The 14576-nt window shown below is 73.5% G+C and carries 14 protein-coding genes; 7 read left to right on the forward strand and 7 right to left on the reverse strand.

The window, feature by feature from the left end:
• Positions 1-42 precede the first annotated feature (42 nt).
• Entirely contained in the window at positions 43-1032 is a 990-nt protein-coding gene (locus ACZ4N4_RS10250; protein ID WP_467586564.1) for an NAD-dependent epimerase/dehydratase family protein, read from the forward strand.
• Between the two features lie 63 nt (positions 1033-1095).
• Here the strand turns inward: ACZ4N4_RS10250 and ACZ4N4_RS10255 are convergent, their stop codons facing one another.
• Together ACZ4N4_RS10255 and ACZ4N4_RS10260 are read right to left on the reverse strand one after the other, a co-directional pair.
• Positions 1096-2208 carry a sensor histidine kinase gene (locus ACZ4N4_RS10255; RefSeq protein WP_467586567.1) on the reverse strand — a complete coding sequence of 371 codons (1113 nt, stop codon included), beginning with the start codon at positions 2206-2208 and terminating at the stop codon, positions 1096-1098.
• A gap of 1 nt (position 2209) precedes the next feature.
• Positions 2210-2950 carry a response regulator transcription factor gene (locus ACZ4N4_RS10260; protein WP_467586570.1) on the reverse strand — a complete coding sequence of 247 codons (741 nt, stop codon included), beginning with the start codon at positions 2948-2950 and terminating at the stop codon, positions 2210-2212.
• A 169-nt stretch (positions 2951-3119) separates the two neighbouring features.
• Here ACZ4N4_RS10260 and ACZ4N4_RS10265 point away from each other — a divergent pair, with 169 nt between their 5' ends.
• The 3 genes from ACZ4N4_RS10265 to ACZ4N4_RS10275 all read left to right on the forward strand — a co-directional run bounded on the left by ACZ4N4_RS10265 (position 3120) and on the right by ACZ4N4_RS10275 (position 5372).
• A complete protein-coding gene (locus ACZ4N4_RS10265) occupies positions 3120-3824 on the forward strand; it encodes a glycosyltransferase family 2 protein (RefSeq protein WP_467586573.1) in 705 nt (234 codons plus the stop codon).
• 214 nt (positions 3825-4038) lie between these two features.
• Positions 4039-4665 carry a TIGR04282 family arsenosugar biosynthesis glycosyltransferase gene (locus ACZ4N4_RS10270; protein ID WP_467586576.1) on the forward strand — a complete coding sequence of 209 codons (627 nt, stop codon included), beginning with the start codon at positions 4039-4041 and terminating at the stop codon, positions 4663-4665.
• On the forward strand, positions 4662-5372 hold the full coding sequence (locus ACZ4N4_RS10275; RefSeq protein ID WP_467586579.1) for a class I SAM-dependent methyltransferase: 711 nt from the start codon (positions 4662-4664) through the stop codon (positions 5370-5372). Before ACZ4N4_RS10270 ends, ACZ4N4_RS10275 begins: the two co-directional genes overlap by 4 nt.
• Here the strand turns inward: ACZ4N4_RS10275 and ACZ4N4_RS10280 are convergent.
• Complete coding sequence (locus ACZ4N4_RS10280) at positions 5261-5752, reverse strand: hypothetical protein (protein ID WP_467586582.1); 492 nt, start codon at positions 5750-5752, stop codon at positions 5261-5263. The two genes, ACZ4N4_RS10275 and ACZ4N4_RS10280, sit on opposite strands and share 112 nt — an antisense overlap.
• Positions 5752-6990 carry a molybdopterin-dependent oxidoreductase gene (locus tag ACZ4N4_RS10285; RefSeq protein ID WP_467586584.1) on the reverse strand — a complete coding sequence of 413 codons (1239 nt, stop codon included), beginning with the start codon at positions 6988-6990 and terminating at the stop codon, positions 5752-5754. The genes ACZ4N4_RS10280 and ACZ4N4_RS10285 overlap by 1 nt, the downstream gene beginning before the upstream one ends.
• 113 nt (positions 6991-7103) lie before the next feature.
• On the opposite strand from ACZ4N4_RS10285, the gene ACZ4N4_RS10290 reads away from it, so the two are divergent.
• Positions 7104-8447: a hypothetical protein gene (locus ACZ4N4_RS10290; protein ID WP_467586587.1), complete on the forward strand. Its 1344-nt coding sequence runs from the start codon at positions 7104-7106 to the stop codon at positions 8445-8447.
• Between the two features lie 142 nt (positions 8448-8589).
• Here ACZ4N4_RS10290 and ACZ4N4_RS10295 read toward each other — a convergent pair whose 3' ends face one another.
• Complete coding sequence (locus ACZ4N4_RS10295; protein WP_467586590.1) at positions 8590-9186, reverse strand: MarR family winged helix-turn-helix transcriptional regulator; 597 nt, start codon at positions 9184-9186, stop codon at positions 8590-8592.
• A gap of 112 nt (positions 9187-9298) precedes the next feature.
• Between ACZ4N4_RS10295 and ACZ4N4_RS10300 the strand changes: the two genes are divergently transcribed.
• Together ACZ4N4_RS10300 and ACZ4N4_RS10305 are read left to right on the forward strand one after the other, a co-directional pair.
• Positions 9299-10375, forward strand: coding sequence for a substrate-binding domain-containing protein (locus ACZ4N4_RS10300; RefSeq protein WP_467586593.1), 1077 nt, complete (start codon positions 9299-9301; stop codon positions 10373-10375).
• Between the two features lie 160 nt (positions 10376-10535).
• Positions 10536-12236, forward strand: a complete 1701-nt coding sequence (locus ACZ4N4_RS10305; protein WP_467586596.1) for a purine-cytosine permease family protein — start codon at positions 10536-10538, stop codon at positions 12234-12236.
• Positions 12237-12955: 719 nt separating this feature from the next.
• Here the strand turns inward: ACZ4N4_RS10305 and ACZ4N4_RS10310 are convergent.
• Positions 12956-14083, reverse strand: coding sequence for an NAD(+)/NADH kinase (locus tag ACZ4N4_RS10310; protein WP_453566639.1), 1128 nt, complete (start codon positions 14081-14083; stop codon positions 12956-12958).
• Positions 14084-14143: 60 nt separating this feature from the next.
• On the reverse strand, positions 14144-14374 hold the full coding sequence (locus tag ACZ4N4_RS10315) for a response regulator transcription factor (protein WP_453381260.1): 231 nt from the start codon (positions 14372-14374) through the stop codon (positions 14144-14146).
• Positions 14375-14576: the final 202 nt, after the last annotated feature.

Raw genomic sequence — 14576 nt, forward strand, 5'->3', positions numbered from 1 at the left:
CGGGCGCGTGGTCCGGTGCCCGCGCGGGCCTAGCGTGGCGGTATGCGTGTACTGGTCACCGGCGGTGCCGGGTTCATCGGGTCCCATGTCGTCGAGGCGCTGACGGCGCACGGGCACGAGGCGGTCGTGTTCGACGTGCGCGACGATCCGGGCGCCGACGTACGTAATCCGGCGGCGGTCGGGCGGGCGCTCACGGGCGTGGACGCGGTCTGCCACCAGGCCGCGATGGTCGGGCTGGGCGTGGATTTCGGGGACGCGGCGGAATACGTCTCCCGCAATGATCTCGGTACGGCCGTGCTGCTGACCGCGATGGCGGAGGCGGGGGTACGGCACCTCGTGCTGGCCGGGTCGATGGTCGTGTACGGGGAAGGCCGGTACGAGTGTCCGCGCCACGGCGTGGTACGGCCCGGGCCGCGCGCGGTCGCCGACCTGGAGGCCGGGCGGTTCGAGCCGACGTGCCCGGTGTGCGGGGCCGACCTGGCTCCTGGGCTGGTCGCCGAGGACGCGCCGGCCGATCCGCGCAACGTGTACGCCACGACCAAGCTGGCCCAGGAACACCTGGCCGCCGCCTGGGCCCGGTCGACGGGCGGGACGGCGGTGTCGCTGCGCTACCACAACGTGTACGGGCCCCGGATGCCCCGTGACACCCCCTACGCCGGTGTGGCCTCCTTCTTCCGTTCCGCGCTTGCCCGGGGGGAGGCACCGCGGGTGTTCGAGGACGGGCGGCAGCGCCGGGACTTCGTGCACGTCCGGGACGTGGCCGCCGCCAACGCGGTGGCTCTGGAGGCACGGCCGGAGCCGGGTGCGCTGACCGCGTACAACACCGGCAGCGGCGAGCCGCACACCGTCGGCGAGATGGCCCGCGCGCTGGCCGAGGCCCACGGCGGCCCGAGGCCGGTGGTCACCGGGGAGTTCCGGCTCGGGGACGTACGGCACATCACGGCCGACTCCTCGCGGCTGCGGGCCGACCTGGGCTGGAAGGCCGAGGTCGGGTTCGCGGAGGGGATGCGGGAGTTCGCGAGGGGCGCATAGCCCCCGATGGACCGGTGGTGCTGCCCACGATCAGGAAGCGGCGGTGGGCAGCACCACCTCCGATCAGGAAGCGGCGGTGGGCAGCACCACCTCGAAGCGGCAGCCGCCGGGGATGTTGTGCACGGTGGCCCGCCCCTGGTGGGCCTCGACGATCCCGCGCACGATGGCGAGACCGAGTCCCGCTCCGGCAGGGGGTGTGCGGGCGTGGCTGCCGCGCCAGCCGGTGTCGAAGACACGCGGCAGGTCCTCCTCGGGGATGCCGCCGCAGCCGTCCGTGACGGACAGCACGACTCCCTCGGGACCGCGCTCGGCGGCGACCGCGACCGTGCCGTCGGGCGGTGTCCGGCGGATGGCGTTCACCAGCAGATTGCCCAACACCCGGCTCATCTCCTTGCCGTCCACCTCGACGGGCACCGGCTCCACCCGGTCGCCGACCAGCCGTACGCCCTGCTCGCGCGCCAGCGGGTCGGCGCCCGCGAGGGCGTCGCCGACGAGGTCGTACAGCGACATCCGGCTCGGGCTCAGCGCGAGTGTCCCGGCGTGGATGCGGGAGAGTTCGAAGAGGTCGCCGACCATGTCGTTGAGGCGCTCCACCTCGGTGCGGATCTGCTTCAGATAGCGGTCCGGGTCGGTGGCGACCCCGTCCTCCAGCGCCTCCGACATGGCGCGCAGACCGGCCAGCGGGGTGCGCAGGTCGTGCGAGATCCAGGCGACCAGCTCCCGGCGCGAGGTCTCCAACGCGCGTTCCCGCTCCCGGGACTCGGCGAGTCTGGCGCTGGTGGCCGCCAATTCGCGGCTCACCTCGGCCAGTTCCGCGGTGGCCGGGACCGCAGGCGCGGCGAAGTCGCCGTCCTCACCGAACGAGCGGGCGGCGAGGGCGAGTTCACGGCTGCGGGCGCCGACCCAGCGGCCCAGTAGCAGTGCGCTGACGAGCGAGACCACGGCCGCCATCGCGACCACCGTCGTCACCACCGACAGGTCGTGCGAGGAGAGGAACATCGCCCAGGCGACGGCCAGGGTGCCGGCGAGCATCGCGACCACGCCGACGGCGGCGACCACGGCGATGGACGCGGTGAGCGAGCGGCGCCGGAGCAGGCGCAGCGCGGCCGCCCCGGCGAGCCCGGTGAGGGCGGCACCGGCCAGGGCGTACAGGGCGATCAGCAGGGTGTCGCGCATGTCAGCCCACCTCCTGCTCGGCGGCCTCGGGGTCGAAGCGGTAGCCGACGCCCCACACCGTCTGGATCAGGCGCGGGCGGGCCGGGTCGTCCTCGACCTTGGCACGCAGCCGGCGGACATGGACGGTCACGGTGGACAGGTCGCCGAAGTCCCAGCCCCACACCTCGCGCATCAGGTCCTCCCTGCCGAACGCCCGACCCGGGTGCCGCAGAAAGAACGCGAGAAGGTCGAACTCGCGCAGTGTGAGGGCGAGTTCGATGCCGTTCCGGGTGGCGCGGCGGGCGCCCGGATCAAGGGTGACTCCGGCGGTGGAGAAGGACTGCGCGGTGGCCGGGGGGCGGGCGCGGCGCAGCACCGACTCGACCCGCAGGACCAGTTCGCGGGGGCTGAAGGGCTTGGTGACGTAGTCGTCGGCACCGACCTCCAGGCCCAGGATCCGGTCGTCCTCGTCGCCGCGCGCGGTGAGCATGATGACCGGGACGGACGCGTGGCCGCGCAGCCGCCGGCAGACCTCCAGGCCGTCCATGCCGGGCAGCATCAGGTCGAGCACCACCAAGTCCGGCCAGTGGGCGGTGGCCCGGGTCAGGGCGGTGGGGCCGTCCTCGGCGTGGTCGACCAGGTACCCGGCACGGTCGAGATACCCGGTGACGACCTCGGCGACGGTCGGATCGTCGTCGACGACAAGGACCCGGGTGGCGGCGGGGGCGGCCCGGCCCTCGGTGATCTCGTACGGCTGCTGCATGCCTCCACCCTCGCACCGGGCCGTCGCGGGTGTCGCGCCCGTGGGTGGGGACGGGGCTCGACGTCCGTGTTTCGTAAGAAACCCGGGAGCTGGGCCGCCGGTTCCGACGTCCGCGTTTCGTAAGGAGCCGGCGCCCGTTATGTCTGGTTCGCGTTCGTAGGGTGACACCGTGACCACCTCACCAACCTCCTCGACGACGGACGTGGACGTCGTCCTCCCCTGCCTGAACGAGGCCGAGGCCCTGCCCTGGGTGCTCGGCCGCATCCCGGCGGGCTGGCGGCCCCTCGTGGTGGACAACGGCTCCACGGACGGCTCGGCGGACATCGCCCGGGCGCTCGGTGCGACCGTCGTCCACGAGGCGCGGCGCGGCTTCGGCGCGGCGTGCCATGCCGGGCTGACCGCCGCGACCGCCGACATCGTCTGCTTCTGCGACTGTGACGCCTCGCTGGATCCGGGGCTCCTCGTGCCGTTCGTACGGGAAGTCCGCGACGGCGAGGCGGACTTGGTGCTCGGCCGACGGCGGCCGCAGGGGCCGGGGGCCTGGCCGGCGCATGCCCGGGCCGGGAACCTGGCGCTGGCGCGGATGCTGCGGCGCCGGACCGGGCTGCGGCTGCACGACCTCGGTCCGCTGCGGGCGGCGCGGCGCGAGCCGCTGCTGGCGCTTTCGCTCGACGACCGGCGCAGTGGCTATCCGCTGCAGATGGTGGTGCGGGCGGCGGACGCGGGGTGGCGGATCGCCGAGCACGATGTGGCGTACCTCCCGCGCACCGGCACGTCCAAGGTGACGGGGACGTGGCGCGGCACGTGGCAGGCGGTGCGGGACATGAGCCGGGTGCTGCACGAGCCGCCGCGGGTGCGGGCCGGTGGGGGCTGAGCGCGCCCACGCGGCAGAGCCGCACATCGATACAGCCCCGCGCCCCTGACGGGGCGCTGTCCCGCCGCTTCTCCCCCAGGGCGGCACGGGTGGGCGATGGGGGTCCCCCGCTCGAGCGAAGCCGAGAGTGGGGGAGGCACCCCGCAAGCGCCGGTGAGCGTCCCCACCCCGACCCCCGCCCCCCACCCAGCCGCACCCACCAAGGAACCCCCACATGACCACCCTCCTCGTGATCGCGAAAGAACCCCGCCCCGGCAGGGTCAAGACGCGGCTCACCCCGCCGTTCACGCCCGAACAGGCCGCCGCGCTCGCCGAGGCCTCCCTCACCGACACCCTGCACGCCGTGGCCCGGACCCCCGCCACCCGCCGCGTCCTGGTACTCGACGGAAACCCCGGCCCCTGGCTGCCGCCCGGCTTCGACGTCGTACCGCAGTGCGCGGGCGGCCTCGACGCGCGGCTCGCCGACGCCTTCGCCCGCTGCGACGGCCCGGCCCTCCTCGTCGGCATGGACACCCCGCAGGTCACCCCGGCCCTGCTCACCGTGGACTTCGCGGACTGCGACGCGTACTTCGGCCCCGCCGAGGACGGCGGGTTCTGGGCGCTGGGGCTGGCCGACCCGGACCCCGCGCTGTTGCGCGGGGTGCCGATGTCCACGGCGGAGACCGGCGCGGTACAGCGGCGGCGGCTCGTCGCGGCCGGGCTGCGGGTCCAGGACCTGCCGCGACTGCGGGACGTGGACACCGCCGCGGACGCCGCCGCCGTCGCCGCCCTCGCCCCGCACGGCCGCTTCGCCGCCCGGCTGGCCCGGTACGCGGCGCACAGCGGGACGGGCCGCCGATGACCACCTCGCCGCCCCTCGCCTGGACCGGCGCCGACCCCTACGCCACCGCTCTGCGCACCGGCCGCGGCCCGCTGTTCCTGCGCCGCACCGACGGCTGGCTGCTGCCCCTGGACGTCGAGCGCTGGTGCGCGCGGGCCGATCCGGTCGACCGGGAGGTCCTGGACCGCTGTGAAGGCGCCGTCCTCGACGTCGGCTGCGGCCCCGGGCGGCTCGTCGCCGAACTCGCCGCCCGGGGCCGTACCGTCCTCGGTATCGACGTCAGTGCGGCCGCCGTCGAGCACACCGTGCGTCTCGGCGGCCAGGCGCTGCGCCGCTCGGTCTTCGAGCCGCTGCCCGGCGAGGGCCGCTGGGGCACCGTCCTGCTCATGGACGGCAACGTCGGGATCGGCGGCGACCCGCGCCACCTGCTCGACCGGGCGGCCCGACTCCTCGCCCCCGGCGGTCTGTTGATCGCCGAGACCGCCCCGGTGGACGTCGACGAACGCGCCCACGTCCGCCTCACCGACGCCCAGGAGGCGGTCGGCGCCCCCTTCCTCTGGGCGCGGCTCGGCACCGCGGCCCTGCTGCGGTACGCGTGGGGCTGGGGGCGCTCCGGTCAGTGGGCGGCCGGCGGGCGCCGCTTCGTCGCCCTGCGCAGCCGGCGTGCCAGCAGCAGCGCCGAGCCGCCGAAGAGCACGGCGGTGATCAGCAGCCAGCGGGTCAGGTAGCCGTCCGAGGAATGGCCGGTGGCCGACCGGTAGTGCCCGGCCACCGTCCCGCTGATCAGCGGGAACCACACCAGCAGGAGCAGCGCGGAGAGCGCGGCCGGGACCCGGACGTACATCGCCCACTCCCGGCGCCCGGCGCCGCCCAGCCCGCGGACCGCCGCCCGGTCCGCCAGCGAGTACAGCGGCAGCAGCACGAGGTCGTGCAGCAGGGCCGCGCCCACCACCCACAGCACCACACCGAGCCAGTCGCCGGACAGCAGCCGTACGCCGGCATAGGCGGCGAGCGCGAACGGGCAGGCCAGCAGGAGGAGTTGCAGAGGGCTGCCGAGCGGGAGGCGCAGCCGCCGCAGCCGGGCGCGGACGGGCAGGGGCGAGCGCATCACAGGTCTCCGAAGGTCATCCGGGCCACCCACTTGGTGTTGAGCACACCGGGCGCGGCGGGCACGATCACGCGCGCCGGGTAGCCGTGGTCGGGGGACAGGTCCTCGCCGTTCACCTGGAGGGCGAGCAGGGAGCGCGGGTCGGCGACCTGGTTGGCGCGCAGGGCCGCACGGCGGAAGGCGCCGTGCAGCTGGATCGACTCCACGAGCACGTCCGGCGGGTCGCCGTCGTAGCCGACGAGTGCCGCGAGGTCGCGCAGTCGCACCCCGCGCCACCACTGGTCGGCGGTGGACCAGCCCTCGACGCAGGCGATGGGCAACGCGGCGCTGTGCTGGGGCAGTCGGAGCAGTTCGGTGCGGCCGAGACGGACCGTCCGGCCGTCGCGTCCGGTGACGACCAGCCGCCAGGCATCGCCGCCGGTCGCCTTGGCGTCGATCCCGGCGTACGCGGCCGTCTTGTTGATCTGGAAGCCGTTCGGCCCGCTGCCGGGGTCGGCTCCGCCGTGCGGTGCGAGCAGGGCGGTGCGCCGCAGCGCGCCCCCGATGCTCTGTCCGGCCGTCGTGACGAGCAGCAGCAGGGACGCGCCCCCGACGAACCAGAGCGCCCCGCGCCGGGACACGGTCGGCGCGTCCGGCCGGACGGCCGCCAACTCGCCTTCGTCCCGGCGCCGTTGCCGGACCGCCCGGAGCGCGGTCGGCATCTTGAGCGCCGCGTGGGCCACGAAGGCGGCGAAGAACACCCAGGCGCCGTAGAAGTGCAGGGGGTAGAAGGAGCCGGGGAAGACGTAGTCGAGCTGGACGTTGAGGACGCCGGTGGTGAACTCGAAGAGACCGCCGCCGACCAGCAACAGCAGTGAGAGCCGCTCCAGCGCGTGCGCGAGCGAGCGGGCCGGGGGCAGGGTGAACAGCTTCGGCACCACCGACCACAGCTTGGCGAGCAGCACCGGGATCAGGGTGACGCCGAGGGTGACGTGCAGGCCCTGGGTGAACCGGTAGAGCCAGGAGGGGTTCGTCGGCCACGGGAAGAGGTAGAAGCCGAGGATGCCCTTGTCCGGGGTCTGGTCGTTCACCCGGGCCAGGTCCGGGTTGTAGGCGGCGTACGACACCAGACCGGTCACGAACAGCAAGGTGATCCCGACCAGCAGCACCAGGCCGAGCACGGCGGTGAACCAGGTGCCGCGCAGCGGGCTGCGCCAGAAGCCGGGTGAGGTGGGAAGCCGTGGGTCGTCGGGTCGCATGGTCCGACCGTAGGCCGGGGAAACCCCCGGAACGGGTGCGCGACCCATGACGAAAGTCTGACGTCAGCCGCCTGATCCACTCTTTCGCCCGGTCACCGACCTAGCGTGCCGGTGTGACCCGCGCTCCCCACCGTGATCGCCCCGCCGATCTGTACGCCGTCCTCGCCGCCGCCCTGCTGGTGCTCGTCGCCGTCCTGGTCGGCCGGCACCTCCAGGACACCTACCGCGTCCTGTTCGTGCACTGGCCGCCGCTGTTCGCCGACTGGGACCCGCACGTGGGCCCGGGCACCCCGGCCGCCGTACTGGTCGCGGCCGCCGTGGTGGCGTACGGGCCGGCCCTGGCCGTGCGGCTGCCCTGGCGCGGGCTGCTCGCCGCGGCCTGGGGGACCTGCCTGGCCTGGACGTGGTCGCTGGCGCTGGTCGACGGCTGGCAGCGGGGCGTGGCCGGCCGGCTCACCAGCCCGAACGAGTACCTCACGGTCATCGGCCGTTTCCACGACATCCCGGCGACCCTGCGCGACTTCACCCACCACATCGTGAGCGGCACCCCCTCCCCCTGGCCCGCTCACATCGCCGGGCACCCGCCGGCGGCCACCCTCACCTTCGTCCTCCTCGACCGGGTCGGGCTGCACGGCGGCGGCTGGGCGGGTGCCTGGTGCATCACCGTCGGCTCCACGGCGTGTGTCGGCGTGCTGGTCGCGGTGCGGGCACTGGCCGCCGAGCGGCTCGCCCGGCGGGCCGCGCCCTTCCTGGTCATGGCCCCGGCCGCGGTGTGGGTGGGCGCGTCGGCCGACGGGTACTTCGCGGCGGTCGCCGCCTGGGCGGTGGCCCTGCTGGCGCTGGCGGTGACCGGACGGTCCGTGGCGTGGGCGGTCGGCGCGGGCCTGCTGTACGGGCTGACCGTCTACCTCTCGTACGGCCTGACGCTCTTCGCGCTCGTCGGGGCGGCGGTGCTGGCCCTCGGCCGGCGCCGGGTCCGGGCGCGGCCGGTGGTCCTCGCCCTGCTGGTGGCCGGGGCGGCGGTCGTCCCGGTGGTGTTCACACTCGCCGGGTTCGACTGGTGGGAGGGGTACCGGCTGCTGGTCACCCGCTACTACCAGGGCGTCGGCGGCACCCGCCCGTACGGCTACTGGGTGTGGGCCAACCTGGCCTGCACGGTGGTCATCACCGGCCTGGCGACGGTGGCGGGGCTGCGGCGGGCGGGTGCCGCCCTGGTCCACCGCCGTACGGCGGGCTCCGCACCGGTCCGCCTCGCCTTCCTGGTGGCGGTCACGCTGCTCGCGCTGCTGGTCGCCGACGCGTCCGGGATGAGCAAGGCGGAGACGGAGCGCATCTGGCTGCCGTTCGCGATGTGGCTGCTCCCGGCGTGTGCGTTTCTGCCCCGGCCGCGCGCCTGGCTGGCGGCCCAGGCGCTGCTCGCACTCCTGATCAACCATCTGCTGTTCACCGGGTGGTGACCCTCCGCCGGTGAATCCGGCGGTCTCCGCGAACGCCGTCGTCCGGATGCCGCCGTTCAACGCGCGGCCGTCCGGGAGGCGGCGGCGCTCGGCCCCACCGGGGCGAGACACGTCCGCGAGGCTGACCGCCCGCACGCGGGCGTCAGACGGGCCGGGCCGCGCTCGGTACGCCTGCCGTCCGGGCGTCGACCGTCCGGGCGTCGGGCGTCGGGGCGTCGGCCATCAGGGCGTCGACCGCCCGCGTGTCGACCGTCAGGGCGTCGACCGCCCGCGCGTCGACCGTCAGGGCGTCGGCCGTCCGCACGTCGGCCGTCAGGGCGTCGGCCGCCGCCGTGAGCCGGGGCAGCAGCCGGGCGAGCGCTCCCCCGTCGGCCGTCTCGGCGAGCAGCCGGGCCTGGTCGGCGCGGACCCGGCCGGCGGCGCGCCGGTACAGGTCGTCGCCGCGCGGAGTCAGGTGGAGCAGGACGCGGCGGCGGTCGTGCGGATCGGGGCGGCGGTACACCAGGGTGCCGGCGACCATGCGGTCCACGAGCTTGGTCAGGCTGGGCGCCGGCATCAGCGCGTACTCGGCGATCTCGGACATCGGATGCCCCTGGCCGTCCCCGACGATCGAAAGGACACGCCATTCCTCGACCGTGCAGTCCTCCTCGGCCAGCACCGCGGCCAGCCGTTGCACGATGCGTCGCTCGGCGTGGCTGAGGAGGTGGGCCAGGTCCGGCGAGGAGGGTACGGACGACATTGCCGGTGTCCTTCCGGTAGGTCTACTGTGCGCGCAGAATACGAGCCTCCGCGAGGGCGCCGGGGCCCGGGACCAAAATCCACGCTCCCCACGCCGGCACGGAGGTGGCCTGATGCACAGGGCGCCGCCGAGCGACCCCTCGGGTACGCCCCTGGTCGTCGCCCTGGTGGTGCCGTTGCAGGGACCGGCGGGGGTCTTCGGGCCGTCGTGCGAGGCGGCCGCGCACCTCGCCGTGGAGGAACTCAACGCCGCGGGCGGTGTGCTGGGCCGGGAGATCCGGCTGCTCACGGTGGACGGCGGGGCGCCGCCGTGGCGGGTGGCGGCCGAGGTCGGGTCCCTGGTCGCGCTGGGCGCCGTGGACGGGGTGGTGGGCTGGCACACCTCGGCGGTACGGCAGGCGCTGCTGCCCCGGATCGCGGGCCGGGTGCCGTATGTCTACACCGCCCAGTACGAGGGCGGCGAGCGGACTCCGGGCGTCTTCCTGACCGGTGAGACCGATGCCGCCCAACTCCTGCCCGCGATGCGGCTGCTGACGGAGGCGGCCGGGGTGCGGCGCTGGTGCACGGTGGGCAACGACTACGTCTGGCCCCGGGTGACCGCCCGCGCGGCCCGGGCGTATGCGCGGGAGTGCGGGGGCCGGGTGCGGGACGAGGTGTTCGTGCCGCTCGGAACGGACGGGTTCGGGCCGGTGCTGCGCCGGGTCGAGCGGTGCGAGGCGGACGCGGTGCTGATGCTGCTCGTCGGAGCGGACGCGGCCCGCTTCAGCCGGGCGTTCGCCGGCTACGGGCTGCATCAGCGGTGTCTCAGGCTGAGCACCCACATGGACGAGAACATCCTGCTGGCCACGGGCGCGGAGGCCACCGACGGGCTGTGGGCGACGGCCGGTTTCTTCGAGACCCTCGCGACCGCGGAGAGCCTCGACTTCAGCGCCCGGTACGCGGCCCGGTTCGGCATGCACGCACCCGTCGTGGGGAGCCTGGGCGAGTCGTGCTTCGAAGGGGTACGGCTGCTGGCGGCGCTGGCCGAACGGGCCCGGTCGCTGGATGTGCGGACGATGTGCGCGGTGCGGGACCCGGTGTCGTACGAGGGCCCGCGCGGTGCCGTACGGCTGCGCGGCAACCATCTCGCGCAACGGCTGTACCTGGCGCGGGCGGACGCCTTCGACTTCCATATCGTCGCCCAACTCTGAGCCCGACCCTGGGCCCGACGCTGGGCCCTACTCCCCTACTCCGCGCGGTACTTCCCACGGGAAGTATCAAGCCTTGTCTTTTAAAGCAGGTGAAACGTTCGGGAAACAGCGCGCCGCGACTCTTCCGTGCAAACGACCGGGGACGAGAGAGGGCAGAGTCGTGACGGAAATCGTCGGCAAAGAGGCGCCGCCGGCCGTGGTGGATGGCGGCACGGACGGCAAACGGACCTACAACGACTGGGCGAAGAACGACACGCTGGAGGACTACTCCCTGCGCTACGCGCCGAAGTCCTTCCGCCGCTGGACCCCCTACGTGGTGGCCACCACGGCACTCGGCGGCATCGCCTATCTCGCGGACTTCGCCATCGGCGGCTCGATCGCCATCTCCAACGGCTTCTCCAGCGCGATGGTGGCGATCCTGACCGCGGCGGTGGTCATCTTCCTCACCGGCATCCCGATCTCGTACTACTCGGCCAAGTACTCCATCGACATGGACCTGTTGACCCGTGGCGCCGGCTTCGGCTACCTCGGCTCGACGCTCACCTCGGTCATCTACGCCAGCTTCACCTTCATCTTCTTCGCCCTCGAAGGCTCGATCATGGCGCAGGCCCTGGAACTGGGCCTGCACATCCCGCTCGCCGTCGGCTATCTGATCTGCTCGGTCATCATTCTGCCGCTGGTCATCTACGGCATGACCGCGCTGTCGAAGATGCAGGTGTGGACGCAGCCGGTGTGGCTGGTGCTGATGGTCGCGCCGTTCGTGTCGATCGCGATCCAGGAGCCGGGCAAGTTCTCGGAGTTCACGCACTTCGCGGGCAACTCGCCGACGGGGTCCGGCATCAGCATGCTCGGGGTCGGCGCGGGTGCGGGCGTCGCGCTGTCGCTGATCGCGCAGATCGGTGAGCAGGTGGACTATCTGCGGTTCATGCCGGACAAGACGCCGGAGAACGGCAGGAAGTGGTGGGCCGCCGTGCTCTCCGCCGGTCCGGGCTGGGTGGTGCTCGGCGCGGCCAAGCAGATCGGCGGCGCCTTCCTCGCCTTCTACATCGCCGGCAGCGTGGGCCTGGCCAAGGCCAACGAGCCGATCCAGCAGTACGTGTCCGGCTTCAAGACCTTCGCCGCGCCCATCGCGCTGGGCCTGGCCACGTTCTTCGTGATCCTCTCCCAGATAAAGATCAACTCGACGAACGCGTACTCCGGTTCGCTTTCCTGGTCGAACTTCTTCTCCCGGCTGACCCACCGCCACCCGGGCCGGGTCGTCTACATCTTCCTCAACGTCGGCATCGCGCTGGCCCTGATGGAGGGCGGCGTCTTCGGCTTCCTGAACACCGTGCTCGGCTTCTACTCCAACGTGGCGATCGCCTGGATCGGCGCGGTCGTCGCCGACCTGGTCATCAACAAACCGCTGAAGCTGAGCCCGTCGTACATCGAGTTCAAGCGTGCCCATCTGCACAACTTCAACCCGGTCGGCTTCGGTTCGATGCTGATCGCGTCGGCGGTCTCGATCGCCGCCTACTTCAACGCCTTCGGGGAGTACGGCAAGGCGTACTCGCCGTTCATCGCGCTGTTCCTGGCGATGGTGCTCTCTCCGCTGTTCGCGGTGCTGACCAAGGGGAAGTACTACATCGCCCGGGTCGACGACCTGGCACAGCCGCTGCTGGACGCGGACGGGCTGCCGTCGGCCGCCGTGCTGACCTGCACGGTGTGCACGACCGAGTTCGAGCGGCCGGACGTGGCCAACTGCCCGTTCCACGCCGGGGCGATCTGCTCGCTGTGCTGCAGCCTGGAGAAGGACTGCCACGACTCCTGCAAGAGCGGGCCGGTCGCGCTCGCCATGCCGGCGGTACGCTCCGCGGACTGACCGGCCCCCCAACCTGGTGGGCGGCCACTACTGAGCCCGGCCGCGAACTCCCCCGACCGGCACGAAGCCACCCCCGACCGGCGCGAAGCCACCCCTGACCGGGGCGCGGGAGCCACCCCTGACCGGGGCGCGGGAGCCACCCCTGACCGGGGCGCGGGAGCCACCCCTGACCGGGGCGCGGGAGCCGGTCAGGGCCGGGGCGCGGGAGCCGGTCAGGGCCGGGGCGCGGGAGCCGGTCAGGGCCGGGGCGCGGTGCACAGCCGGCCGAAGCGGCACGGGCGGCGCACCCACACACCCACACCCGCACCCCCGCGCCCCGCGCCCGCCTCCAAGTCGGCCTGTGACGGCCGTCATGCCATCCGGTTCGAACTTCTCCTGGTCCCCGGCGTCCTGCCGTTGTCACCACGAACCGCCGGACACGGAGAAGAAGCCATGACCAAGCCCCTGACCGATCCCCTCACCACCGGAACGCACACCGTCGAGACGGGCTGATCGCCGGCTCGGACCTGCTGATCCTGGAGAACAGCGGGCACTTCGGCCACATCGAGGAGCCGGAGGTCTTCGCCCGGGCGGTGGCGGCCTTCGTGACGGGCACCCGCCAGGAAACCCGATCCCTCTAGACGATGCGGGCCGCCGCCCCGGCGGCGGCCCGCCGGACGGCCCGGCGGCCGACACGGACCGGCCCCGGTCCAGCCGCGGCGGCGCGAGGGCCTCGGCGGTCAGCCGCGTCCGGGGGCCGGGGCGGCGTCTTTCTCCTCCACCTCGACGCACGGCTCTTCCGGCTCGGCGCCCGACAGACTGGCGGGCAGCAGGGAGAGGTGGGCCATGTCGCCGGGCGGGGGCGTCCGCGTCGACCACAGGGGCGCGGGGGTGCCGTCGGCGACGGCGGCCGGGGCGTCGGTGAGGTTCATGCGCTCGCGCAGCCGGCCGTAGAAGTCCATCGGCGCGAGCCGGACGACCCGCAGCCGGGTCGGGGCGGCGTACACACCGATCCAGTCCCCCGGCCCCAGGACGCCCCGGACCTGTCCGTCGACGCTGACCGCGGCCTGCCCCGAGCGTTCCAGGACACGCAGGCCGACGGCCTCGTCCGGGGCGGTGACGACCGACCGGTTGAACGTCATGTGCGGAGCGACCGGCGTGAAGACGAGCGCGTCCGCGCTGGGTGAGACGACGGGACCGCCGGCCGCGAAGCTGTAGGCGGTCGAGCCGGTCGGGGTCGCCACCAGCAGCGCGTCGGCGGAGTAGGAGGCGAGCAGCCGCCCGGAGACGTACACGCCGACGGACACCTGGCGGTCCCGGGACAGCTTCTCCAGTACGACGTCGTTGACCGCGGCGACGTGCAGGGGCACACCCCAGTCGACGTCCTCCTGGCAGTCGGTGCGCACCTCGGGCGCCGGCAGCAGCGGCCCGCGGCCGTAGCGCATCAGCTCCTCCATGTCGGAGGGCACCTCCAGCCGACGGGAGGCGCGCATGGTGAGCAGCATCCGGCTGTCGACGGCGAACCGGTCCTCGCGGATCGCGTCCAGCGCCTCCCGCACCGAGCAGGCCGCCACCTCGGTCAGGAAGCCGACCCGGCCCAGGTCGACGCCGAGGACCAGGGCGTCGTGGTGGGCGGCGAGCCGGGCGCCGCGCAGGAAGGTGCCGTCGCCGCCGAGGGTGACGATCAGGTCGGGATCGCCCGCGGCCGCGACCTCCTCCCCGGAGCTGTGCCGTCCGCCGTCGTGCCAGACGTCGATGTCCGTGCACCGCACGTCGTGCTCCGCCGCCCACGCCCGTACGGTTCGGGCGGCGTCCACCGCCTCCGCCCGGCCCCCGTGCACCACAAGTCCGAGCCCGTTCACCGTCATCTCCGCCTCCAGGACACCGTGCCCAGCCGTTGTCCCCACGCTGTCACGGTCCGGCGGATCTCACAGGCCAAGAGAGATGGCCAGCCGGGTGAGCTCGGCGGTGGTGTTGATGTCGAGCTTGGCGCGGATCCGGCGGAGGTAGGCGTCGACGGTGTGCCGGGAGAGCCCCATCAGGCGCGCGGCCTGCAGGTATGTGCAGCCCGCCGCGATGTGCTTCAGCGTCTCGCGCTCACGCGGGGCCAGCGCGACGGCGGTGGTCTCGGTGTGCTGGGTGACAACGGCGAAGCTCATGAGGATTCCCTTGGTGAATTGACCGATAGTGGCGATTTGTCCGTTTACAAAACCCTGACAAGCCGACGTCATGAGGCTGTCCGCCGTCCGTCACAGGCGTGTCACAGGAACCCCTGGTGCGCATGTCCACGGCGGCCTGGTGGTAGGGGCGCGGACTGGTGCTCCGTGTCGGCCGGGATCATCCTGGGAGAAGAGCCGGCCG

The sequence above is a fragment of the Streptomyces sp. NPDC026538 genome, from assembly GCF_055567535.1.